Origin of the sequence: Streptosporangium canum (assembly GCF_900113865.1) — a bacterium.
GTDB classification, from domain to species: Bacteria; Actinomycetota; Actinomycetes; order Streptosporangiales; family Streptosporangiaceae; genus Streptosporangium; species Streptosporangium canum.
Map to the genome: position 1 here is coordinate 178937 of NZ_FOQY01000007.1, position 21954 is coordinate 200890.

Sequence of the window (21954 nt, forward strand, 5' to 3'; positions counted from 1 at the left end):
TCTGGAGACCCCCATGGACGCGCGCACCACCTGGCCCGCGCTGCTGACGGCCCTGCTCGCCGGTGAGCACCTCACGGCGGACGAGACCGCCTGGGCGATGAACGAGATCATGTCCGGTTCCGCCACGCCCGCACAGATCGCCGGCTTCGCCGTGGCCCTGCGGGCGAAGGGGGAGACGGTCGCGGAGGTGACCGGGCTGGCGCGCACGATGCTGGAGCGGGCCACCCCGCTGTCGGTGGAGGGCCCCATCGTCGACGTCGTCGGCACCGGCGGCGACCGCGCGCACACGGTCAACGTCTCGACCATGGCCGCGATCGTGGCCGCCGCCGCGGGCGCGCGGGTGGTCAAGCACGGCAACCGCTCCGCGTCCTCCTCCTGCGGCGCCGCCGACGTGCTGGAGCACCTGGGGGTCGTGCTCGACCTGCCCCCGTCCGCCACCGCAGAGGTCGCGACGGAGGCGGGCATCGCCTTCTGCTTCGCGCCGCTCTACCACCCGGCCCTGCGCTTCGCCGGTCCGCCGCGCAAGGAGCTCGGGATCCCGACGGTCTTCAACTTCCTGGGCCCGCTGACCAACCCGGCCAGGCCCCAGGCCCAGGCGATCGGCATCTTCGACCCGGGCATGCTCCCCGTGGTCGCGGGCGTGTTCGCCGAGCGCGGGGTGTCGGCGCTGGTCTTCCGGGGCGACGACGGGCTGGACGAGCTCACCACCGCGACCACCTCCACGGTCTGGGTGGTACGCGAGGGCAACGCCACCCGGACCGTCTTCGACCCGGCCGTGCTGGACATCCCCAGGGCCGCTCCCGACGCGCTGCGCGGCGGGGACGTGGTGTACAACGCCCAGGCCGTGCGCGACCTGGTCGGCGGCAAGACCGGTCCGGTCCGTGACGCGGTGCTGCTCAACGCCGCCGCCGCGCTGGTCGCCCTCGACGGCAAGGGCGACGACCTCGACGCCGCCATGTCCGCCGGCTACGGGCGGGCCGTCCAGGCCCTCGACTCCGGTGCCGCCGCGGCCACCCTCGACCGCTGGGTCGCGACCAGCCGGGCACTGAAGCCGCGCTGACCTCGGATCATCCCCTCACGGGCGGACGGAAGATCCACCCGTGAGGGGATGCAGCCCCTCCGAGGGCGGTCCTAGATTGCGGTCATGTGGTGCGTTGACCCCCCGGCCGAGCAGATACTGCCTGTCCTGGTGCTTCTGGTGGTGTTCGGCCTGGCCCTGGTCATCGGGGGACTCGCCCGTGAACGCCGGCTCCTGCTCCTGAGGCTCCGCCGCGAGCAGGACAAGCTCGCCGACCAGCAGGACGCGCTGGCCCATGCCGCCGTCACCGAGGAACGCACCCGCATCGCCCACGAACTGCACGAGGTCGTCGCCCACGGGATCAGCATGATGACGCTCGGCGTCGGCGCCGGCCGCATGATCATGGACAAGGATCCCGTACGGGCCCGGGAGACCCTGCGGCTGGCCGAGGAGTCGGGCCGCCAGGCGCTTCTGGAGCTCCAGCGCATGCTGTGCCTGCTGAGGACCGAGGGGTCCCCGGGGAGCAGGACCCCCCAGCCCAAGCTGTCGGATCTCTCCGACCTGCTGAGCCAGGTCCGCACGGCGGGTCTGATGGTGGACGTGATCGAGGACGGCAGGCCCGTCGAGATCGGTCTCGCTCTCGAACTGTCGGCCTACCGGATCGTCCAGGAGGCGCTCAGCAACACCCTCAGGCGCGCCCGGGCGAACTCGGCCCACGTCACCCTGCGCTGGCGGCCGGGCTTCCTGGACGTGCTGGTCCGCGACGACGGCCAGGTCACCACCACGGCGACCACCGGCCTGCTCGGCATGCGCGAGCGCGCCACGCTCTTCGGCGGGACCCTCGAAGCCGAGGCGCTCCCCGAGGGGGGATTCGAGGTGCGGGCCCGGCTGCCCACGGCGGGCGAGATCCGTCCGGGCCCCCGCCCGTCCGCGTGAGCGTCAGTCGGACTCGCCGAGACCGATGGAGAAGGCGGCGTCGAGATCGTGCCTGGAGTAGGTGCGGAAGGCGATGTGCGTCTCGGTGCGCAGCACCCCGTCCACCTTGTTGATCCGGCCGGGGATGACCTCGGCGATCTCCTCGTAGGCGGAGACCCGGACCATGGCCATCAGGTCGTACTCCCCGGTGATGGAGTACACCTCGCTCACCCCGTCGATCTCGGCGATCGTCTGGGCGACCTCGGGGATCCGGTCCACCTCGGCGTTGATGTGCACGATCGCGGTGACCACGAGCTTCCTCCTCGTTGAGTACGGCTTGCAGCTCCGAAGTTATCAGCGCATCGGGCGCCCTTCACGCCGCCGGTGCGGTTCGGAGGCCGGGTAGGCGCGGTCGAGGCGGGCCCTGAGCCGTCCCGCGCCGCCGGCGGGCAGACTCCAGGTGCCCTCCACCTGCACCAACCGCACCCCGGGGGACTCCAGCCAGCGCAGGATGCACTCGGTCTCCTCGGCGCTGGCCGCGGGGACGGGGCCCGGTCCCGGCACGACGGTCTCGGCGGTGGCCACCAGCGCGTCCACGAACGGGGTGGGATGCGCGCCCCGGGGCATCACCCCGGCCGAGGCCAGCCTGCCGTACCGGACGACGTGGATCTGCCAGCCGCCGCCCGCCGCGGGGGAGGCGGCGACCATCTGGGGGATCGAGGTCAGCGCGCTCAGCCGCTGCATGCGCGCGGAGGCGCGGACGTAGGAGACGAGCCTGTCGCGGTCGGCCGCCGCCTCCTCGTAGCGCTGTTCGAGGGCCAGGCGCTCCATGCGCGCCTGGACGGCGGAGAAGACGGGGGTAGCGTCCAGCTCCATCGCCCGCCGCGCGGCCACGGTGTGCAGGCCGTACTCCTCGGCGCTCTGGCGGCCCTCGCACGGCGCCCCGCACCTGCCGAGCCCGGCGAGGGCGCAGGCGGAGCGCCTGGTGCGGGGGGTGATCTTCTCGGTGCACTGCCGGAGCGGGACCGCCTCGTGCAGCGCGGTGCGGGCGTCCTCGGCCGCGCGGGTGCTGGTGAAGGGGCCCAGATAGCCGGCGTCGTCGTCCTTGACCTCACGGACGATCGACAGGCGGGGGAACGGCTCGTCGGTGAGCTTGAGCCAGATCATCTTCTCCGGGAAGCGCGACCTGCGGTTGTAGCGCGGTTTGGCGGAGCCGATCAGTCTGAGCTCCCTGACCTCGGCCTCCAGCGCGGTCGCGCAGGCGATCGGCCGGACCCGCTCGACGATGCCGATCATCTCGCGGATCCGGGGCCGGGTCTCGCCCGCGGTGAAGTAACTGCGCACGCGGTTGCGGAGGTTGGTGCTCTTGCCGACGTAGAGCGGGTCGCCCCGCTCGTCCTCGAACACGTAGACGCCGGGGCCGGTCGGCACCCCGTCGGCCAGGTGCCGCTTGCGGCGCTGCTCCGGGGTGGGCGCGCGGACGAAGCCCCTGAGCTCCTCCAGGGTGTGCACCCCGAACGAGCCCGCCCGCTCCAGCAGGGCGTGGAGCACGTCCACGGTGGCCTGGGCGTCGGCGAGCGCGCGGTGACGGGGCTCGGTCTTGCTGAAGATCCGGGCCAGCGTGGACAGCTTGCAGTTGGGCGCCTCGTCGCGGGTCAGCAGCTTGCGCGCCAGGACGACGGTGTCGACCACCGGATGGGTGGGCGGGGGATAGCCGTGAACGGCGCAGGCCGCCTTGATGAAGCCCACGTCGAATCCCGCGTTGTGCGCCACGAGGGTGGTGCCCTCGGCGAACTCCAGGAACGAGGGCAGCACCGATTCGATCTTCGGCGCCGTCGCGACCATGGTGTCGGTGATGCCGGTCAGAACCGAGATGAACGGCGGGATCGGCGACCCGGGATCGACGAGGGTGCCGAACTCGCCCAGCACCTCACCGCCCCGGACCTTGACCGCGCCGATCTCCGTGATCGCGTGCTCGCCCGCCGAAACCCCGGTGGTCTCCAGGTCGAACACGACGAACGTGATCTGGCTGAGCGGTGTGCCCAATTCGTCCAGCGTTCCCTGCACGACGTAATCCACGGTTCAAGACGATAGGAGCCTCGACCGACATTTAAAGCTCCGGGTCCGGCCCCGGCGCCGGCCGCCGGGGCCGGAACGGGGTCAGCCGCCGTGGCTCCCGTCCAGCATCCGCTCGATCGCGGCCCGGTGCATGACCAGGTCGTCGGGGTCTTCGGGCATGGGCTGCTCGCCGAAGTGGATGCGCCGGTGCCAGACGCGGGCCATGATGACGCCGTGCCGGAGCGCGGCGTACATCTCGTAGAACTCCATGTCACGCGGCCGGTAGCCGGTGATCTCCTGGTAGGTCCGGCAGACGTCCTCACGCCGCATGAAATCCGGCAGGCCGGGCAGCCCGAAGACCTGGGCGACCTCCTGGAAGAACTGGTGCAGGAAGATCATCCAGGCGATGTCCAGCTCGCGGGGGGCGACGGTGGCCATCTCCCAGTCCAGCACCGCCACCGGGGTGAAGTCCCGGTACATCACGTTTCCGATGCGCGCGTCGCCCCAGCTCAGCACGGCGGGTCCGGGGGCGGCGGGCCAGTGCTCCTCCAGCCAGGCGAACGCCCGCTCCAGCACCGGGATCCGCATCGAGCCGTGCGCCCACTCGTAGTAGGCCCGCTGGTCGTCGACGTGCCTGCGCAGGGCGGCGGATCCGCCGGACCCGCCGGGCGCCACCGTCTCGAGCTCCTCGGCGGTGAACGGGGTGTCGTGCAGCCTGGCCAGGATCTCGACGCTCTGCCGTTGCAGCCGGTCCCTGTCGGCCCGGGAGGCGTCGAGCAGCCAGCCCTCGAAGGTGTAGGGCACCACGTCCGGCGGCACGTCGCCGGCGAGCCGTTCCATCACGAAGAACGGCGTGCCCAGCGGCCCGGGATCGGGTTCGAACCAGAGGGTGCGCGGGGCGGGCACCCCGGCGCGCTCCCTGACCATCCGCATGACCTCGAACTGCTTGCCGAGGTCGTAGTCCGGGAAGACCGGGACCGCCTCGCTCGCCGGGGCCATCCGGGCGGCGCACCCGACCTCCCGCCTGCCTTCGGGGGAGTCCCAGGAGGCGTCGAAGAGCAGGGTCTCGCTGGACATGCCGTTGCCCGAGGGCTGCGACAGCCGCGACACCGCGACGGGACGGCCCAGGCGGCCGGTGAGCCAGGATCGCACCCGCTCACGCAGCTCGCCGAGGTCGCGGGTGGAGGTGCGCATCTGTCCGGCCTGGCCGCCCTGCTCGTCCATCGCGCCCTCCGGGGTGGCGTGCGTCACACGTCGATGGGCACAGTCGTATACCTGCGATCAAGGGCTTGTCCATCTAAAGTTCACCTGCCCGCGGGACCGGAGCCGGATTTCCGGTCATGTCCGGGTCAGGGTGCGGTAGCCGTACCCTTGACGTGAAGACCAATCCGAGTAGGGGCCGTGATGAGTTCAGCCGGAGAGGGCCTGTCTCGTCCGTTACCCGAGCAGGTTCGCTTACACGTCGTGGAGCTGGCGTCCCAGATCCTGGGGTCGATGCCCGCCTCCGCCGTGCCCCTGCCCCTGCGGGGGATCGCCAGGTTCGACCCGCGTAAACGCGCCAAACTGGGCAGTGCGCCGATCGCCGCCCAGCTGGAGAGCGACAAGAAGTTCCGCGAGCTGGTCGCCGAGACGCTGAGCGCGGGCTGGCCGGAGCTGGTGGCCAGCCTCGCCGAGGGCGTCATGCCGCCGGCCGCAGAGCCCGTCCTGGTCGCCGCCGCCGCCTATCTGACCCGGCCGCCGGGCTGGGCGGGGATGGTGGAGATCGCCCGCGCGGACCTGGAGCAGTCGGTCGCGGCGGCGGAGGGCTCGGCCCAGGAGCAGACCCTCACCCGGCTGCGCGAGCAGCTGGCCGCACAGAAGAGCGCCGCCAAGGAGGAGTCCGACCGGCTGCGCGAGCAGCTCAAGACGGCCCGTTCGGAGATCTCCGACCTCCGCCGCAAACTGCACGACGCCCGCGAGCGGGCCAAGGCGGCCGACGCGCGGGCCGCCGAGGTGGAGGAGGCCGCGCAGGAGGTCAAGGCCGCCGCCGCGTCGGCGGGAAGCGCGGGGGAGAGCGAGCTGCGCCGCCTCCGTGAGCGCGTGGCCGACGCCGAGCGGCAGCTGGAGGCCACCCGCCGGGCCGCCCGCGAGGGCCGGAGCGTGGAGGACACCAAGGTCCGCATGCTGCTCGACGCCCTCCAGGACGCCGCCGCCGGGCTGCGCCGGGAGCTCGCCCTGCCCTCCAGCATCAACCGGCCCGCCGACTCGGTGGCCTCGGTCGCGCCCGGCAGGCAGGGGGTCCAGGCGGTGCCCGCCAGGGCGCTCGCCGACGACGACCCGGTCCTTCTCGACCAGTTGCTCGCCCTGCCGCAGATCCACCTGATCGTGGACGGCTACAACGTGACCAAGACCGGCTACGGCACGCTCACCCTCGCCGACCAGCGCAACCGCCTGCTCACCGGGCTCGGCGCGCTGTACGCGCAGACGCGCACCGAGCTGACCTGCGTCTTCGACGGCGCCGAGCTGAACGGCCCGGTCCCGGTGTCGGCTCCCCGGGGAGTCCGGGTGATGTTCAGCGCCCCCGGCCAGATCGCCGACGACCTGATCCGTCAGCTGGTCCGCGCCGAACCCGCCGGCCGTGCCATCGCGGTGGTCTCCTCCGACCGCGAGGTGGCCGAGTCGGTCCGCCGGATGGGCGCGCGGCCGGTCCCGTCGGTTCTGCTTCTGCGACGGCTTGGGCGCGGCTGAACCTTTTGGCCTTATGGTGCATCGGATCACACTGGAGGTTGATTCGATGCAGAAGATCATCGCACTGGTCTGCGCCGCCCTCGTGGCCGGTACGGCCGCCGCCGCCCCGGGCATCCCCAAGGGCTTCCTGCTGTACGAGAAGGCCGCGGCCACGAAGGACCGCGACCCCGAGACCAACTGGAAGGTCAGCGACTCGCCGAAGGCGCGGTTCGCGGTCGACCCGTGTGGCAGGGGCGCCGTCGGCAAGGCGGGCCGGGTGGCCGTACGGACGGTGAGGTTCACCGGTGTGCCGGACTTCATGAAGGTCGAGCAGGTGCTTCTGTACGGCTCCAGGGCGGCCGCGGAGCAGGCCATGGCCCAGGTCCGCGCGGCGCTGTCCGCGTGCGGCGCGAAGAGCGGCGGAGGCTCCGGCTACCGCTACGCCTCCGCCGCCGTGGCCGGTCTCGGAGACGACGCCCTGAAGGTCTCCGGGCAGGTCTACTACGGCAAGAAGGCCGGCATCGGGGGAGACCGGAGCGTGGTGGTCCGCAAGGGGAACGCGGTGCTGGTCTACCTCCGGGCCGGGGAGTACGCCAAGCCGGTCAAGCGGGACTGGGCCGACCAGTTGGCGGACGCCTCCCGGATGACCGCGAAGATCTGCGGGATCGCCACCTGCGCGTAAAGAGCAAAACAGCCAAAAAGGTGAGCTAACCCTTACTGGTTCTGTACTATTCCGCCCAGGTCTTTGCACTGGGGGAGGCGGCGTCGTGGCCGTGGCGGGTATGCCGGGTGGGTTCGGGCGGATGCCGATGGCCGTGGGGGTGGCGCTCGCGCTGTTCCTGCTACCGGTCGGCGGTGCCTTCGCCGAACCGAAGCCGACCGTCGCCCAGGCCAAGAAGAAGCTGGAGAAGCTCAACGACCAGGCCGACAAGATCGTCGAGAAGTACAACCAGGCGGGCGAGAAGCTGAAGAAGGCCCGCAAGAAGTACCGGACGCTGAACGGCGAGCTCACGCGCCAGAACGCCAAGGTCGCCGGGCTGCGCCAGGAGCTCGTCACGATGGCGGTCAGCAGCTACCAGCTCGGCGGGGTGAGCGGTTGGGAGGGCATGATGAACAAGCCCGATCCCGGAACGCTGCTGAGCGGCCTGGCCGCCGTCGACCAGATGGCCGCCTCCCGTGCCCTGTCCCTGGGCGCCTTCGACGAGGCGAACAAGCTGCTGCGCGTGAGCCGCGACACGGCCAAGGAGGCCCTGGCCGAGGCCGACAAGACACGTGACGAACTGGCCGCGGAGAAGGCCAAGGTCGAGAAGATGGTGAAGGCCCAGACCAAGCTGCTGCGCGAGCTCGGCACCTTCCGGACCGGCAATCCCAACAGCACCGGGATCCAGTACAACGGCCCGGCCTCGGGCAATGCCCGGGCCGCCCTGGCCTTCGCCTTCGCCCAGGTCGGCAAGCCCTACCAGTACGGCGGCACGGGCCCGGGGGGCTGGGACTGCTCCGGCCTCGTGCAGGCCGCCTGGCGCAGCGGCGGCGTCAGCCTTCCCCGCACGACCTGGGAGCAGTGGAGCTGGGGCGCGAGCCGCAAGGTCTCCGTGAGCGAGCTCCAGGCCGGGGACCTCATCTTCAGCGAGGGGCTGGGCCATGTGAGCCTCTACGCGGGCAACGGCAAGATCGTCCACGCCCCGCAGACCGGAGACGTCGTCAAGGTCGTCCCTCTGTCGGCCTACGGCCGCCGCCTGGTCGGGGCCGTCCGCCCCTGACGCCCCCTCCGTCCGGTGCCCGGAAGTACTCGCGTCGCGCGAAGCCGGTCACGCCTGCCACGATGTTGGCCGGGGCCATCTGGATCACGTTGTTGTAGATGAGGACGGCGTCGTCGTGGTGTCGCCGGGAGGAGGCGATCCGGTTCTCGGCGGCGGCCAGTTCCTCCCGTAGCTCGGCGAAGTGCCGGTCGGCCCGCAGGCCGGGGTGGGACTCGGCCACCTCGAACAGGTCCCGCAGCGCCCCGGACAGCGTGGTCTCGGCGACCGCCCGCTCGGCACGGGTCTGGGCGCCGACCGCCCGGGAGCGCGTGGCGAGCACCGCCTCCAGAGCCTGCCGCTCGTGGGCGGCGTAGCCCCGCACGGTCTCCACCAGGTCCGGGACGAGCTCGTGACGGTGCTTGAGCTGCACGTCGACCTGGGCCCAGGCGCTGTCCACCGCGCCGTGCTTGCGGACCAGCCCGTTGTAGGTCGAGACGATGAGCAGGACGAGGAGCAGCACGAGGACCAGGGCGAGAAAGACGAGAACGGCCTGAGTGACCAACGGGAGCCTCCCGGGGAGAGTGGCGGCGTGCGCGGACCCGGTCCGCCGCGCGGCCCCCATCTGACCCCGGAACCCTTGCACCTCGCCTGCAGAAGCATTTCGCGCCCGAGACCGGTTCGCGCCCGAGACCGGCCCGGGTCGAAATGATCGTGAGCCAGGCCAGGCGGCCTGTCGGTCAGTCGCCTACCTCAGCGCGGTGATCTCGCCGTCGTTTCGGGGCGCGCCGAACCAGGAGGAGAGCGCTTCGCGCAGCGCGGGCGCGGCGGTACCGGCAGGTTCGTCGAGGGGCGCGGCCCAGGCGATGTGGCCGTCCGGGCGGATCAGCAGGGCGTCGGTCGGCCGATCATCGGTTTTGGCGGTGTGGATGTCGACGCGATGCCGCCAGTCCCGGGCGGCCCGGCGGAGGTCCGGGCGGTCGGCGAGGTCGAGCAGGACGGGCCGGGCGGGGTGCATGAGTCGCGCGACGCCGGTGATGCCCTGGTCGGTGTGCAGGGTGAGGTCGGGAGCGAAGGCGCCGGTCAGCGGGTGGTGGCTCGTGCCGGGCATCGGGTAGCGGATGTCGGTGCCGGCGACCAGGGCTCCCATCCGGCGCAGCGGTTGTTCGTCGGTGAGCAGTTCGGAGAAGACATCTCGCAGTGCTTCGGCGGCCGCGTCGTGTCCGCGCCGCAGGGCCACCTGGGCGCGGGTGTGCAGCATGGTACGGGCGCCGGCGAGGTGGCGTTCGTCGTGGTAGGTGTCCAGCAGGCCGGTCGGCGCCCAGCCCTGCAGGTCGGCGGCCAGCTTCCAGGCCAGGTTGACCGCGTCCAGCATGCCGGCGTTGAGTGCCACGCCGGTGGCCGGGAACAGGTGTGCCGCATCGCCGGCGAGCAGGATCCGCCCCTGGCGGTAGCGTTCGGCCTGCCGGGCCTTGAAGGTGAAGCGCGACAGCCGGATCGCCTCTCCCACGGGCAGGTTCACGCCGAGCACGCGGCGGATGCTGTCCTGGAGTTCGGCGACGGTCATCGGGATGTCGTCGTCGTAGTCGGTGCTCTCGTCTTCGATGGTGTAAAGGGAGACGACCTTGGAATCAGGCGAGGAGCCGACGCCGAACAGGCCGTGGTCCGTCCGGGTGAAACCCGCGCGGATCGCGCCGAAGCCGGGCACGTCGAGATCGCCGTTTCCGAGCACGGTCACCGTGTCGGGCAAGCTGACCTGGGCCAGCCGGTTGACCTCCGGATAGGTAGTGCCGGGGAAGCCGATGCCGGCCCGGTCCCGGACCCGGCTGCGCGCGCCGTCGCAGCCCACGAGGTAGCGGGCGCTCACCTGGTACGGCCCGTCGGGGCCGCGCACGTCCACCCTCACCGCGGCGTCGTCCTGGCTCACCCCGGCCACCTCGTGTCCCCGGCGGATGTCGACACCGAGTTCGGCGGCGCGGTCGTCGAGCAGCCGTTCGAGCTGCTGCTGCGGCAGCGGCAGAGCATGCAGCGGTGGATCTGCCAGCTGGGTGAAGTCCAGGTGCACCCCGCCGAACGGGAAACGAGGCGCCGGAGCAGGGCCGGTGCAGGCGGCTTCGAATCGTTCCAGCAAGCCGCGACAGCGCAGCAGCTCCAGGATCTGCCCGCCCAGGCCCCCGGCCTTGGGGACATCCCGGCGCCGCGGCTGCCGTTCCAGCACCAACGGCCGCACCCCGGTCAAACGCAGTTCGACGGCCAGCATGAGACCGGTCGGCCCGGCCCCCACAATGATCACGTCAGGGTTCTTCACTGGTCACTCTCCTCGTAGGGTTTAGTCGCGTCCTGGCGCGACCTGATCGTCAACAACATGTCCACAGGTTCTGGCCTCGGTGTGGCCGGGCCGGGAGGGTGAAGCCTCATGTCAAGGTCCCTCAGTGCGCGATGTCGGCGACGGTGGAAGTCGGGGTGCTGAGGACGGCGTCGAACGCGTCCAGGATGGGTGTGTGCAGGTAGGCGCTCTGGATCCGATAGCGGTCGGGGCCGGGAGTCTCGCGGGGCGCCTGCCGGAGATCGGCGAGGCTGAGCCCCAGCCCGGCGTCGGCGAAGGCGGCTTCGACGCTGCCCGGCTCGGGCGGCTGCAGCGCGGTGTCGTCGATGGCGAAGCCGAAGCGGGCGTTCTCGTCGGGACGCATGTCGGCGGTGTGTCCGGCGATGCTGGTCAGGGCGAGGGCGACGTAGTCATCGCCCAGGGAGTTGTGCAGGTGCTGTCCCATGGGGAGCCCGGTGAGCTGGCCGTTGAAGGAGACCGGCGTTTTCTGGATGTGGGCGTTGTGGGCCGCCAGCACGATGCGGGTCCCGGGGTGGGAGCGTTGCAGGTGCCACTGGATCGATTCGGCCATGTAGACGTCCCGGGCCGAGGTGTCGGCGGTCAGGCCGTTGCCGGCGTACAGGCCGGCCATGGCGCGGAAGCCGTAGTCGGCGTGGCAGGCGGCCTCGAGGCGACGCAGGGCGATGTCGTAACTGTGCTGGTCACCACGGGAGACGTACAGCGGTGCGACGGCGCGGAACCGGATGAGCAGCCGCATCAGGGTCGCGCTGAGGGCGTCCTGCTCGGCGGCGGCCAGGCGGGTCCAGGCCGGTGCGGCCGCGGCCGCGGAGGCGCCGGCGAACGATCCGGCGATCCGCGTCGCCGTCTGGATCGCCGGCAGGGTCTCGGGGTCGACCTGGCGCAGGTAGTCGGCGACCGGGGCCAGGGCGGGAAGCAACGACCCTCCGGCCGCCGGGATGTCGATCCCGGCGAAACGGACCGGCGCCGCGGCGGTGGCGTTGTGCCGGCGCATCCAGCGCAGTGGCTCATCGATCCCCACCGGGATCGCCGTGGCGAGGTGGGCCGACAGGTCATCGTCGGTGCCCTCGCCTTGAGCCCACGCGTCTAGCGGGAAGCCTTCACTGAGGCCGTATTCGAAGGCCAGGACGGTGAAACCGCAGCGTTCGACCAGGAACCGCAGGACGCGCCGGCGGATGAGCTCGAACTCGGCGATGAAGTGGGAGTTCTCGCCGATCGCGACGACGCGCGCGTTGCCGACGATGCCGCGCAGCGGCTCCAGGTCATCGAGTGGCGCCTCAGGGTCGAGGTGGGTGAGCGGGACGGCATGGCCGCGGAGCCAGCCGGCGAACGGGTTGTGGTGCGACGGAGCAGGCATGCTGACAGCTCGATTCTGGTGTCGGAAGGTGCGTCGAATGACGGGGTGGGAGTGCGGGGCACCGCACGCGGGGCGCCACGGGAGCTCGGCGGCACAGCGGTGGAGCCGCCGGGCCGCACCGGGCTGCCGATTGTCCTGTGCCGGGACTGTTGAGCGGCCCGCCGCTCTCACCGGCGGTGGGCTCTGGCGTGCCGCTACCGCTGCGCGGGGGCCGCTTGCTCCAGGTCGTCGAGGCTGCCGGACATGATCGTGCGGATGTGCTCGGTGATGTGCTGGAGCGGCCAGTCCCACCAGGCCAGGGCCAGGAGGCGGCTGATGTCGGCGTCGCTGTGGCGGCGGCGGATGAGCTTGGCCGGGTTGCCACCGACGATGCCGTACGCGGGGACGTCGTCGACGACGACGGAACCGGAGGCGATGATCGCTCCGTCACCGATACGGACTCCGGGCATCACCATGGACCGGTACCCGAACCAGACATCGTTGCCCACCACGGTGTCACCCCGCCCGGGCAGGCCGGTGATGAGATCGAAATGCTCGGCCCAGGAGGCGCCCATGATCGGGAACGGGAAGGTCGAGGGGCCGTCCAGGCGGTGGTTGGCGCCGTTCATGATGAACCGCACGCCCTCGCCCAGCGCGCAGAACTTCCCGATGACCAACTTTTCCGGCCCGTAGTGATACAGCACGTTGCGGGTTTCGAAGGCGGTCGGATCGTCCGGGTCGTCGTAGTAGGTGAACTCCCCGACCTCGATCAGCGGCGAGGTGATCAGCGGCTTCAGCAGCACCACCCGCGGTTGCTCGGGCATGGGATGCACCACGGTCGGGTCGGCGGGAGCGGACATCATAAATCATCTTCTTTCCGGAGAAGCAGAGCGGGAGAACGGCAGGTCTCGGTGCCTTGGCATCGCGCATGGTCATGGTGAGGGAGGACGCGCCGCCCTTGGCGGTCGCTCTCTTTAGCGCATCGGCACGTGCCGTGCCGATGTGATGATGTCCAAACGTGCTTTCACTGTCAAGTACGGCACGTGCCGTACCGATAGGGTGGCGGCATGACCGACACACCCCATCGTCGCGGCGCCGACCGGACCGAGGTCATCATGCGGACCACGCTGGAACTGGGTCAGGAAATCGGCTACGCCAAACTGAGCATCGAAGCGGTCGCAGCCCGTGCCGGCGCGGGCAAGCACACCATCTACCGCCGATGGTCATCCAAGGGGGCCCTGCTGCTCGACTCGCTGCTGTCACTGCACGAGTCCGACCTGGACTACCCCGACACCGGCGACATCGTCGCCGACCTGCGCGAACAGATCCACGCGGCCGTCGACCTCATAGGCAGGCCCCCTTTCGGCCCCCTGTACCAGGCCCTGGTCGGTGAGGCCCAGTACGACCCCCGGGTCGCCGCCGCGCTCAACGAGCGCTTCATCGCCCCGCAAACGGACAAGACCGTCGCCCGGCTGAAGAAGGCCCAAGACCAGGGTCAACTGGCGTCCGGCTTCGACCTGGACCTGGCGATGGCGATCCTGTCCGGCCCGCTGTACTTCCGGTTCCTGATCACTCAGGAACCACTGACCCATGAGTATGTCGACCGGATCCTCGACGCCCTCTTCGTCGGCATGGGACCTCACCCGCAACCCTGAGATACGAGTGCTTGTCCGGGTTCGCCGAGCGGTTTATTGGTGGCCGTTCGGTGCCACGCCGCCCGGTTCCGGCTCGTGCCCTCACTCGCCAAGACGCTCAACGTCCTCACGCCGGCCGCCACGCGCTGACCGGCCGATCATCCGCTACCGCGTCCCCGGCGACGGGAACAAGCGACATCCACCATGATCCTTCTCAGCGCCAACGGCTGTCCGCCGGTTCCTCGACCCCGTGCTCCCTCGCTGAGAACACCCGGTGCCCGAGGGAGTGGGCCACGCCTACGGGTCCCGGTACGGCGCCCCGGCGGGCCGGAGGAATTGAAGATCGAAATTAATGTGACGAATGTTACATGGGCAACGGCCTTCAGGTGATGATCACGAGAGTGTGACGAGGGTCATAAAGAAATAATGGAATCGTCTATCACGCAGGGATTACGGAAGCTGCCGGGGTGCTTGTCGATCTCCATTTTCCTGGCATTGCTTTGCTGAAATTTGGTGATCGGAGTAACTTCTGGCGTCGCGGTGGCAAGCCATGTCGCCGCGACGAGTGCCTGCCCGAAAGTCAGGCATTCCGCGGAAAATCCAATTGGCCGCCGCTCCCCTCAGGGGCTGGACCCCATCGCGGCGGCCTGCCGAATCCGTGCAGCCAGGAGGCATGGAACCGGGGACCCAAGGGCCCTCAAGGTAAGGCCAGGGGTGAATCGGCATATTTCATGCCGTAGGGCGACTTCCCCGTCCGAATCCGTCAGCTAACCCGGTAGGCATCAGTGGAAGCCCCAAGGAGAAATCCTGTCTACCACCCTGCGTAACCCCCGTCTGTCACGCCTTGCCCGCCTTTCCCTCGGCGGCGCCGCGCTCACCCTGACCGCCTCGTCCGGAGCGGTCGTGCTGGGATCCACGGCGGCACAGGCGACGACGGACATCGTGGTCGCGGTCCAGGCCGAGAGCACGGCGAAGACCAAGAGCACGGCGAAGGCCAAGGCGACCCGGACGAGCAAGGTCGCACGGCAGAAGGCGAAGGCCCACAAGGCCGTCTCGGCGGCCACGAAGCAGATCGGCGACCCGTACCGGTGGGGAGCCTCCGGCCCCGGCTCGTTCGACTGCTCCGGGCTCGTCCAGTACGCGTGGCGCAAGGCCGGCGTCTCCCTCCCCCGGATCACGCACAGCCAGTATCGCGCCGTCAGGAAGAAGGTCTCGTGGAGCAGCCTGCGCCCCGGTGACCTGATGTTCTTCTACGGCAAGGGCCATGTGGGCATGTATGTCGGCAAGGGCAGGATGGTCCACTCGCCGAGCAGTGGCAAGACGGTCCGGATCGTGAAGCTGAAGGGGTACTACAAGTCCTCCTTCGCCGGAGCGGTCCGTCCCGGCGGCTGACCGGGCGAATCGGCCCCGTCCATCCTCCGCGGATGGACGGGGCCGCTCCATGCCGGTCGAGTACCATCAGCTCATATGTCCGTCCGGAGAGGGCGCCGCGCCGTGCTCACCGGGATGCTGGCGCTGATGAGCGCCGGCCTGACCGCCGGGGCGGGGCCCCTTCCGCAGGAGACGCGCGGCCTCTGGCCGGGGGCCGCGACCGTGGTCCGCGGGGAGCACTCCGTCGTGATCGGCCACCGCGTCCCGCTCGCCGATCTCCGCGATCTGGCGTCGAGGGCCGACCGTGCCCGCCGTACCGTCGGGCGGATCTGGGGACCGGTCCGGCCGGTGATCCTCTTTCCCGCCACCGACGCGGAGGCGGCGGCGCTCGCGGGCGCCGGGAGCACGGGAGGGCTGGCCGCGATGGCCACCGCCGACAGGGTGATCGTCCTGCCGTCGGGTTACGCGAGGCTCAGCGCGATCGGCCGGGACGTGGTGATCACACACGAGCTCGCCCACGTGGCCACCGGCGCGACCCGCGGTGGCCGGGTGCCGATGTGGCTGTCGGAGGGGTTCGCCGACTACGTGGGATACCGCGACGCCGGGATCGGGGTCCGCGAGGCCGCCGCCGAGCTGGCCGCGGAGGTGCGCGCCGGCACCCTGCCCGCCCGCCTGCCCGGAGCCGCCGACTTCGCCCCCGGCGCCCCCCGGCTGGCGCAGGCCTACGAGGAGGCGTGGCTCGCCTGCCGCTACATCGCGGAGCGCTTCGGTGAGAAGGCGCTGGTGAGGCTCTACGGTAGCGATGTCGGCAGTGCGCTGGGCCTGTCGACGGCGCAGCTCACCGCCGCCTGGCGTGACCACCTCCGGAGGGAACTGGGTTGACGCGGACCACGACGGACACGCCTGCGGCCTCCGGAAGGGGTGCCGTGAGGCGGACTGTGAAGGGCGTGCCTGCGGCCTCCGGAAGGGGTGCCATGGCGCGGACCACGACGGGCGTGCCTGCGGCCTCCCGGGGGGCTGCGACGCGCCTGCGGGGAGGGATCCGATGACGACGACCACGGCGGAGGCGCCCTCGGGCATCCGGGTGGCGGGGTGGGCGCTGGCCGCCCTCGGTGCGGCCACGCTGGCGATCGTGGCGTTCACCACGCCCTGGCGGGCCCTGCCCGCCGTCGCCCCGTCCGTTCCGCCGGATCCGGCCCGCGACTTCACCCCGGACCAGATCGCCCGCTCCGAGATCTTCGACGCGGCGGTCAGCGCGCCCGCCTACCTGTCGCTCGGCCTGACCCTCGTGGCGGCCGGGGTCCTGGTGAGCACCCCGCTGGGCGCGCGGCTGCTCGGCAGGCTGCGGGGGCCGTGGTGGCTGCGGGTGCTGCTCGGCGTCCTCGTCCTGTCGGCGGCGGTGGAGATCCTCCGCTGGCCGCTGGGCATGTGGTCGGAGACCTACCTGCGCGAGTTCGGCCTGTCCACCCAGAACTGGCCGGCCTGGACGGCCGACCGGGTCAAGAACATCGGCATCAGGACCGGGCTGACCGCGATCATGGTGCTCGCGGTGGTCGCGCTGGCGCGCCGCTACCGGCGCTGGTGGATCCCCGCGGCCGCCGGCGCGTTCGCGCTGACCGTGGCCGCCTCCTTCGCCTACCCCGTGCTGATCGAGCCGGTCTTCAACGACTTCACGCCGATGCCCGCCGGACAGCTCCGCGACGACCTGCTCGGCATGGCCGCCCGCGACGGCGTGCCCGTCGAGGACGTCCTCGTCGCCGACGCCTCACGGCGGACCACCGCGCTCAACGCCTACGTCTCCGGCTTCGGCGCGACCCGCAGGATCGTGGTCTACGACACGCTGCTGCGGGCCCCCGCCGACGAGGTCGAGCTGGTGGTCGCGCACGAGCTGGGCCACGCCAAGGCCGGCGACGTGCTGTACGGCACGCTCGTCGGCGCCCTGGGCGCGGCCTGCGGGGCGTGCCTGCTCTACCTGGTGGCGTCCTGGAGGCCGGTACGGCGGCGCACCGGGATCGCCTCGGTGGCCGACCCGAAGGCCGTGGGCCTGGTCATGGGGCTGCTGAGCCTGGCCACGGTCTTGTCCGGGCCGGCGCAGAACCTGGTCAGCAGGCACATCGAGGCCCGCGCCGACGCGCACGCGCTGGACCTGACCAGGGATCCGGACGCGTTCGTGTCCATGCAGAGACGGCTGTCGGTCACCAACATCTCGGACCTGTCGCCGGACGCCTTCGAATACGTCCTCTACGTCTCCCACCCCACGGCGCCGCAGCGCATCGCCATGGCGCGCTCCTGGGCCCTGCTGAACGGCATGCGGGAGCCGTGAACCGCGCGCTGATCGTCACCAACGACTTCCCGCCCCGGGCGGGCGGCATCCAGTCGTTCGTGCACGGTCTCGCCGCCTGCCTCCCGCAGGACTCGGTGGTCGTCTATGCCCCGCGGTGGCCCGGCTGCGAGGCGTTCGACGCGCGGCAGCCGTACCCGGTCGTGCGCCACCCCACCTCACTGATGCTGCCCACCCGCGCGGTCGCCCGCCGGGCCGCGGAGCTGGTCGCCGAGTTCAAGTGCGACACCGTGGTGTTCGGAGCGGCGGCCCCGCTCGGCCTGCTCGCGCCCAGGATGCGGGCCGCCGGCGCGGGCCGCGTCGTCATGATCACCCACGGCCACGAGGCCTCCTGGGCGCAGGTCCCGCTCGCCCGCCGCCTGCTGGCCAGGATCGGCCGCCACGCCGACGTGGTCACCTACCTGGGGGAGTACACCAGGCAGCGGCTGGCCCCGGTGATCGCCGGCGGCAAGCTGGTACGGCTCGCGCCCGGCGTCGACACCGGCCTGTTCCGGCCGGAGGCCGGTGCGGGACAGGTCCGCGCGGCGCTGGGGCTGGGGGACCGGCCGGTCGTGGTCTGCCTGTCCCGGCTGGTGCCGCGCAAGGGGCAGGACGTCCTGCTGCGGGCCTGGCCCCAGGTGCTGCGGGCCGTGCCGGACGGCGTGCTGCTGCTCGTCGGCGGCGGGCCGTACCGCAGGACCCTGGAGCGGCTGGCCCGGCCGATGGGAGGCTCGGTCAGGATCGCCGGGCCGGTGTCGTCGGCGGCGCTACCCGCCTACCTCGCCGCCGGCGACGTGTTCGCCATGCCGTGCCGTACCCGGTTGGGCGGCATCGACGTGGAGGGACTCGGCATCGTCTACCTGGAGGCCTCCGCCAGCGGGCTGCCCGTGGTGGCGGGCGCGTCGGGCGGGGCCCCCGACGCGGTGCTGCAGGGGGAGACCGGCCTGGTCGTGGACGGGACCTCCCCGGCCGAGGTGGCCGGGGCCCTCATCGAGCTGCTCAAAGATCCGGCCAGGGCCCGGGCGATGGGCGAGCGCGGGCGCGAGTGGGTCACGCGGGAGTGGGACTGGGAGCTGGTCGCCGCCCGCTTCGCCCGGCTGCTCGAACCGGCGCGACCCTCCTGACGCGCGGCCGTCCGCGCGGCCCTTCCGGACCGCGCCGGACCGCGCCGGCCCGTGCGGCCGGGCGGCGACCCCGTCGTGCACCGCGCGCACCGCCCGCCGGGCCCGGCCGGATCGGCGTGGACCGGCCGGGACGGCGTCAGCCGTACAGGGAGTCGATGTGCTTGGCGAAGTCGCGCATCACGATGTTGCGCTTGACCTTGAGGGTCGGGGTGAGGTGCCCGCTCTCCTCGCTGATGTCGCGGTCGAGCACCGTGAACTTCTTGATCTGCTCGGGCTTGGAGACCGACCTGTTGGCCCTGTCCACCGCCTTCTGCACCTCGGCGAGGATCGCCGGATCGGTGCTGAGGTCGGCGAGGGTGGCCCCGGCCTTGCCGTTGGCCCCCTTCCACTGCTCCAGCGCCTCGGGGTCGAGGGTGATGATCGCCGCGACGAACGGCCGGTCGTCGCCGACCACCATCGCCTGGCTGATCAGCGGGTGGGCCCGGATGAGGTCCTCCATCGGGGCCGGGGCGACGTTCTTGCCCGCGGCGGTGACGAGGATCTCCTTCTTGCGGCCGGTGATGCGCAGGTAGCCGTCCTTGTCGAGCTCGCCGACGTCACCGGTGTGGAACCAGCCCCCGGCGTCGATCGCCTCGCCGGTCGCCTTCTCGTCGTTCCAGTAGCCCTCGAAGACGTGACGGCCCTTGACCAGCACCTCGCCGTCCTCGCCGATGCCGATCGTGACGCCGGGGAACGGCTTGCCGACGGTGCCGACCTTGTTGGCGCCCGGCATGTTGACCGCCGACGGCGCGGAGGTCTCGGTCAGGCCCCAGCCCTCGAAGACCTCGATGCCCACGCCCCGGAAGAAGTGGGCGAGCCGCTCGCCCAGGGCCGAGCCGCCGGACACCGCGGCCGACAGCCTGCCTCCGGTGGCCGCGCGGAGCTTGCCGTACACCAGTTTGTCGAACAGGGTGTGCTTCAGCCTGAGGCCGAGCCCGGGGCCGCCCTCCGACTGCGCCCGGCTCCAGGCGATGGCGGTGTCGGCCGCGGCGTGGAAGATCTTGCTCTTGCCGTCGCCGGCGGCCTTCTGCTCCGCGCCGTTGTAGACCTTCTCGAACACCCGGGGCACGCCCAGCAGGAACGTCGGCTTGAAACCCTGCAGGTCGGGGGCGACGTTCTTCATGTTCGGGGTGTGCGCGAGCACGGTGCCCGTCTCGATCAGCACGACCTGGATCATGCGGGCGAAGACGTGCGCGAGCGGCAGGAACAGCAGGCCCGCCCGGCCGTCCACGGTGAACAGCGGCTCCAGCGGGCCCGCCGCCACGTTCCTGGCGGTGAACAGCAGGTTGTCGTGGGTCAGCGCGCAGCCCTTGGGCCTGCCGGTGGTGCCCGAGGTGTAGACGATGGTGGCCAGGTCGGCGGTGCCGCGGCCGGTCCTGCGCTCGGTCAGCGCCTGGTCGGACACCTCGGCGCCGCCCGCGGTCAGCTCCTCCAGCGCGCCGCCGTCGATGCGCCAGACGTCCTTGAGGTCCGGCAGCTCGGCCAGCACCTCGCGGACGACCTCCTCGTGCGACTCCAGCTCCACGAACACGGCCTTCGCGCCGCTGTCGGAGATGATCCATCTGACCTGGTCGGAGGAGGAGGTCTCGTAGATCGGCACGCTGGCCGCGCCGGCGGCCCAGATCGCGTAGTCGATCACGGTCCACTCGTAGCGGGTGCGCGACATCAGGGCCACCCGGTCACCGGCGCCGATCCCGGCCGCGATCAGTCCCCGCGCCACCGCGGCGACCTGGTCGCGGAACTCCCGGGCGGTGACGGCGATCCAGTCGTCGCCGATCTTGCGGCGCAGGGTGACGGCGCCCGGTTCCCGTTCGGCGCGCTGGAACACCGTGTCGGTCAGGTTGGCGGAGGCGGGGACATCCACCAGTACGGGGACGCTGTACTCGCGCACGGGTCACTCCCTGAAGACGCGCGGATCAATGGGCTGCCTGGAAGTTACCGCGATAGGTTACGCGCCGGTGGACACCGTTACCCAGGCGTTGCCGGGGGCGATTTCACGGTATCAGTCTCGTCGCTCGGGACCTCCGAACCGACCTTCCGGCCCCGGGGTCGCATCCGAGTTGTTACTTATGTCCGTATTTAGCGGATGGTTAGGATGTCCGGCATGCGGGTTCATGTCGTCAGTGATGTGCACGGCAACGCCGCCGCCCTGGCGCGCGCGGGCGAGGGCGCCGACGCGCTCGTCTGCCTGGGCGACCTGATCCTGTTCATCGACTACGACGACCACTCCCAGGGCATCTTCCCCGAGCTGTTCGGGCAGGAGAGGGCCACGCAGTTCATCGCGCTGCGCACGGCCAAACGGTTCGACGAGGCGCGGGAGATGTCGGCCGCGCTCTGGGCCTCGCTGGACGGCGACCCCCGCGACCACATCGAGCGCTCGGTCCGCCGGCAGTACGGTGAGATCTTCGCCGCCATGCCGACCCCGGCCTATCTCACCCACGGCAACGTGGACCTGCCGCGCTACTGGCCCGAATACCTCCGGGAGGGCCACCACGTGCTCGACGGGCAGAGCGTGGAGATCGGCGGGCTCCGCTTCGGCTTCGTCGGGGGCGGGCTGCGCACGCCGTACCGGACGCCGAACGAGATCGACGACGAGGAGTTCGCGCGCAAGGTGGAGGCCGTGGGAGAGGTGGACGTGCTCTGCTGCCACATCCCTCCCGCCGTCCCCGAGCTGCTCTACGACGTGGTCGCCCGGCGCTTCGAGCGGGGCAGCGAGGCCACGCTGGAGGCGATCAGGCGGACCCAGCCGCGCTACGCCCTGTTCGGCCACGTGCACCAGCCCCTGGCCGCCCGCACGCGGATCGGCAGGACCGAATGCCTCAACGTGGGCCACTTCCGCGGCAGGGGCGTGCCTTTCGCGCTGGAGTGGTGAGCCGGAAGTTCGCCCGGAAACGTGGAACGAGTACGGTAACCCCATGGCTGATCGCACCACTTCGAGCATCACGATCGGCGCCGGCCGGTCCCCCATCATGACGGTGATCGCCGACTTCGCCTCATACCCGGAGTGGGCGGGCCAGGTGAAGTCGGCGCGCGTGCTCTCCGCCGGCGAGGACGGACGTCCGGCCACGGTCCGGTTCGCCCTGGACGCGGGCGTGATCAGCGACGAGTACACCCTCGCCTACACCTGGCACGGCGAGGACTCCGTCGACTGGAACATCGCCGAGGCGGGGAAGATGGTCTCCGGGCTCACCGGAAGTTACCGCCTCGCCGACGAGGGCGGTGGCACCGAGGTGACCTACGAGCTCGCCGTGGACCTCAAGGTCCCCATGATCGGCATGATCAAGCGGAAGGCGGAGAAGGTCATCATCGACACCGCCCTGAAGGGACTGAAGAAGCGCGTCGAGACCTCATGA

The 21954-nt window shown here is 71.2% G+C and carries 20 protein-coding genes and 1 riboswitch; of the genes, 12 read left to right on the plus strand and 8 right to left on the minus strand.

The genetic code is table 11. The features are described from left to right. Positions 1-13 precede the first annotated feature (13 nt). Together trpD and BM085_RS13185 are read left to right on the plus strand one after the other, a co-directional pair. A complete protein-coding gene (gene trpD, locus BM085_RS13180) occupies positions 14-1060 on the plus strand; it encodes an anthranilate phosphoribosyltransferase (RefSeq protein ID WP_093887284.1) in 1047 nt (348 codons plus the stop codon). Positions 1061-1144: 84 nt separating this feature from the next. After that, positions 1145-1954: a sensor histidine kinase gene (locus BM085_RS13185; protein WP_093887285.1), complete on the plus strand. Its 810-nt coding sequence runs from the start codon at positions 1145-1147 to the stop codon at positions 1952-1954. A gap of 3 nt (positions 1955-1957) precedes the next feature. On the opposite strand, the gene BM085_RS13190 is transcribed toward BM085_RS13185, so the two are convergent. The 3 genes from BM085_RS13190 to BM085_RS13200 form a co-directional block, all read right to left on the minus strand. Continuing rightward, positions 1958-2245: an Lrp/AsnC family transcriptional regulator gene (locus BM085_RS13190; protein WP_031172931.1), complete on the minus strand. Its 288-nt coding sequence runs from the start codon at positions 2243-2245 to the stop codon at positions 1958-1960. A 42-nt stretch (positions 2246-2287) separates the two neighbouring features. Then, entirely contained in the window at positions 2288-4012 is a 1725-nt protein-coding gene (locus BM085_RS13195; protein ID WP_093887286.1) for a DEDD exonuclease domain-containing protein, read from the minus strand. 81 nt (positions 4013-4093) lie between these two features. Beyond that, complete coding sequence (locus BM085_RS13200) at positions 4094-5242, minus strand: phosphotransferase family protein (protein WP_245789296.1); 1149 nt, start codon at positions 5240-5242, stop codon at positions 4094-4096. Between the two features lie 213 nt (positions 5243-5455). Here BM085_RS13200 and BM085_RS13205 point away from each other — a divergent pair, with 213 nt between their 5' ends. The 3 genes from BM085_RS13205 to BM085_RS13215 all read left to right on the plus strand — a co-directional run bounded on the left by BM085_RS13205 (position 5456) and on the right by BM085_RS13215 (position 8457). After that, positions 5456-6718, plus strand: a complete 1263-nt coding sequence (locus BM085_RS13205) for an NYN domain-containing protein (protein ID WP_245789297.1) — start codon at positions 5456-5458, stop codon at positions 6716-6718. Positions 6719-6764: 46 nt separating this feature from the next. Next, positions 6765-7379 carry a hypothetical protein gene (locus tag BM085_RS13210; protein ID WP_143120906.1) on the plus strand — a complete coding sequence of 205 codons (615 nt, stop codon included), beginning with the start codon at positions 6765-6767 and terminating at the stop codon, positions 7377-7379. Between the two features lie 85 nt (positions 7380-7464). After that, positions 7465-8457, plus strand: a complete 993-nt coding sequence (locus BM085_RS13215) for a C40 family peptidase (RefSeq protein WP_093887289.1) — start codon at positions 7465-7467, stop codon at positions 8455-8457. Here the strand turns inward: BM085_RS13215 and BM085_RS13220 are convergent. The 4 genes from BM085_RS13220 to BM085_RS13235 form a co-directional block, all read right to left on the minus strand. After that, complete coding sequence (locus BM085_RS13220) at positions 8399-8998, minus strand: LemA family protein (RefSeq protein WP_093887290.1); 600 nt, start codon at positions 8996-8998, stop codon at positions 8399-8401. The genes BM085_RS13215 and BM085_RS13220 overlap by 59 nt on opposite strands. Positions 8999-9181: 183 nt before the next feature. Then, on the minus strand, positions 9182-10741 hold the full coding sequence (locus BM085_RS13225) for an FAD-dependent monooxygenase (protein ID WP_093887291.1): 1560 nt from the start codon (positions 10739-10741) through the stop codon (positions 9182-9184). Between the two features lie 121 nt (positions 10742-10862). Beyond that, positions 10863-12134: an erythromycin esterase family protein gene (locus BM085_RS13230; RefSeq protein ID WP_093887292.1), complete on the minus strand. Its 1272-nt coding sequence runs from the start codon at positions 12132-12134 to the stop codon at positions 10863-10865. Positions 12135-12328: 194 nt separating this feature from the next. Beyond that, positions 12329-12976, minus strand: a complete 648-nt coding sequence (locus tag BM085_RS13235) for a CatB-related O-acetyltransferase (protein ID WP_093887293.1) — start codon at positions 12974-12976, stop codon at positions 12329-12331. 204 nt (positions 12977-13180) lie between these two features. Here BM085_RS13235 and BM085_RS13240 point away from each other — a divergent pair, with 204 nt between their 5' ends. From BM085_RS13240 to BM085_RS13260, 5 genes are all read left to right on the plus strand, one after another. Next, complete coding sequence (locus BM085_RS13240) at positions 13181-13768, plus strand: TetR/AcrR family transcriptional regulator (protein WP_093887294.1); 588 nt, start codon at positions 13181-13183, stop codon at positions 13766-13768. A 617-nt stretch (positions 13769-14385) separates the two neighbouring features. Next, positions 14386-14544: riboswitch (cyclic di-AMP (ydaO/yuaA leader) on the plus strand. A 106-nt stretch (positions 14545-14650) separates the two neighbouring features. Continuing rightward, positions 14651-15139, plus strand: a complete 489-nt coding sequence (locus tag BM085_RS13245) for a C40 family peptidase (RefSeq protein WP_093887295.1) — start codon at positions 14651-14653, stop codon at positions 15137-15139. A gap of 75 nt (positions 15140-15214) precedes the next feature. Further along, positions 15215-16000: a hypothetical protein gene (locus BM085_RS13250; RefSeq protein WP_143120907.1), complete on the plus strand. Its 786-nt coding sequence runs from the start codon at positions 15215-15217 to the stop codon at positions 15998-16000. 163 nt (positions 16001-16163) lie between these two features. Further along, entirely contained in the window at positions 16164-17441 is a 1278-nt protein-coding gene (locus BM085_RS13255; RefSeq protein ID WP_093887297.1) for a M48 family metallopeptidase, read from the plus strand. After that, positions 17438-18562 carry a glycosyltransferase family 4 protein gene (locus BM085_RS13260; RefSeq protein WP_093887298.1) on the plus strand — a complete coding sequence of 375 codons (1125 nt, stop codon included), beginning with the start codon at positions 17438-17440 and terminating at the stop codon, positions 18560-18562. Before BM085_RS13255 ends, BM085_RS13260 begins: the two co-directional genes overlap by 4 nt. Before the next feature lie 136 nt (positions 18563-18698). On the opposite strand, the gene BM085_RS13265 is transcribed toward BM085_RS13260, so the two are convergent. After that, positions 18699-20492: an AMP-dependent synthetase/ligase gene (locus BM085_RS13265; protein ID WP_093887299.1), complete on the minus strand. Its 1794-nt coding sequence runs from the start codon at positions 20490-20492 to the stop codon at positions 18699-18701. Between the two features lie 213 nt (positions 20493-20705). Between BM085_RS13265 and BM085_RS13270 the strand changes: the two genes are divergently transcribed. Both BM085_RS13270 and BM085_RS13275 read left to right on the plus strand, forming a co-directional pair. After that, positions 20706-21473: a metallophosphoesterase family protein gene (locus tag BM085_RS13270; protein ID WP_093887300.1), complete on the plus strand. Its 768-nt coding sequence runs from the start codon at positions 20706-20708 to the stop codon at positions 21471-21473. Positions 21474-21516: 43 nt separating this feature from the next. Continuing rightward, the gene (locus BM085_RS13275; RefSeq protein WP_093887301.1) at positions 21517-21954 is read left to right on the plus strand and encodes an SRPBCC family protein; all 438 of its coding nucleotides are present in this window, start codon (positions 21517-21519) and stop codon (positions 21952-21954) included.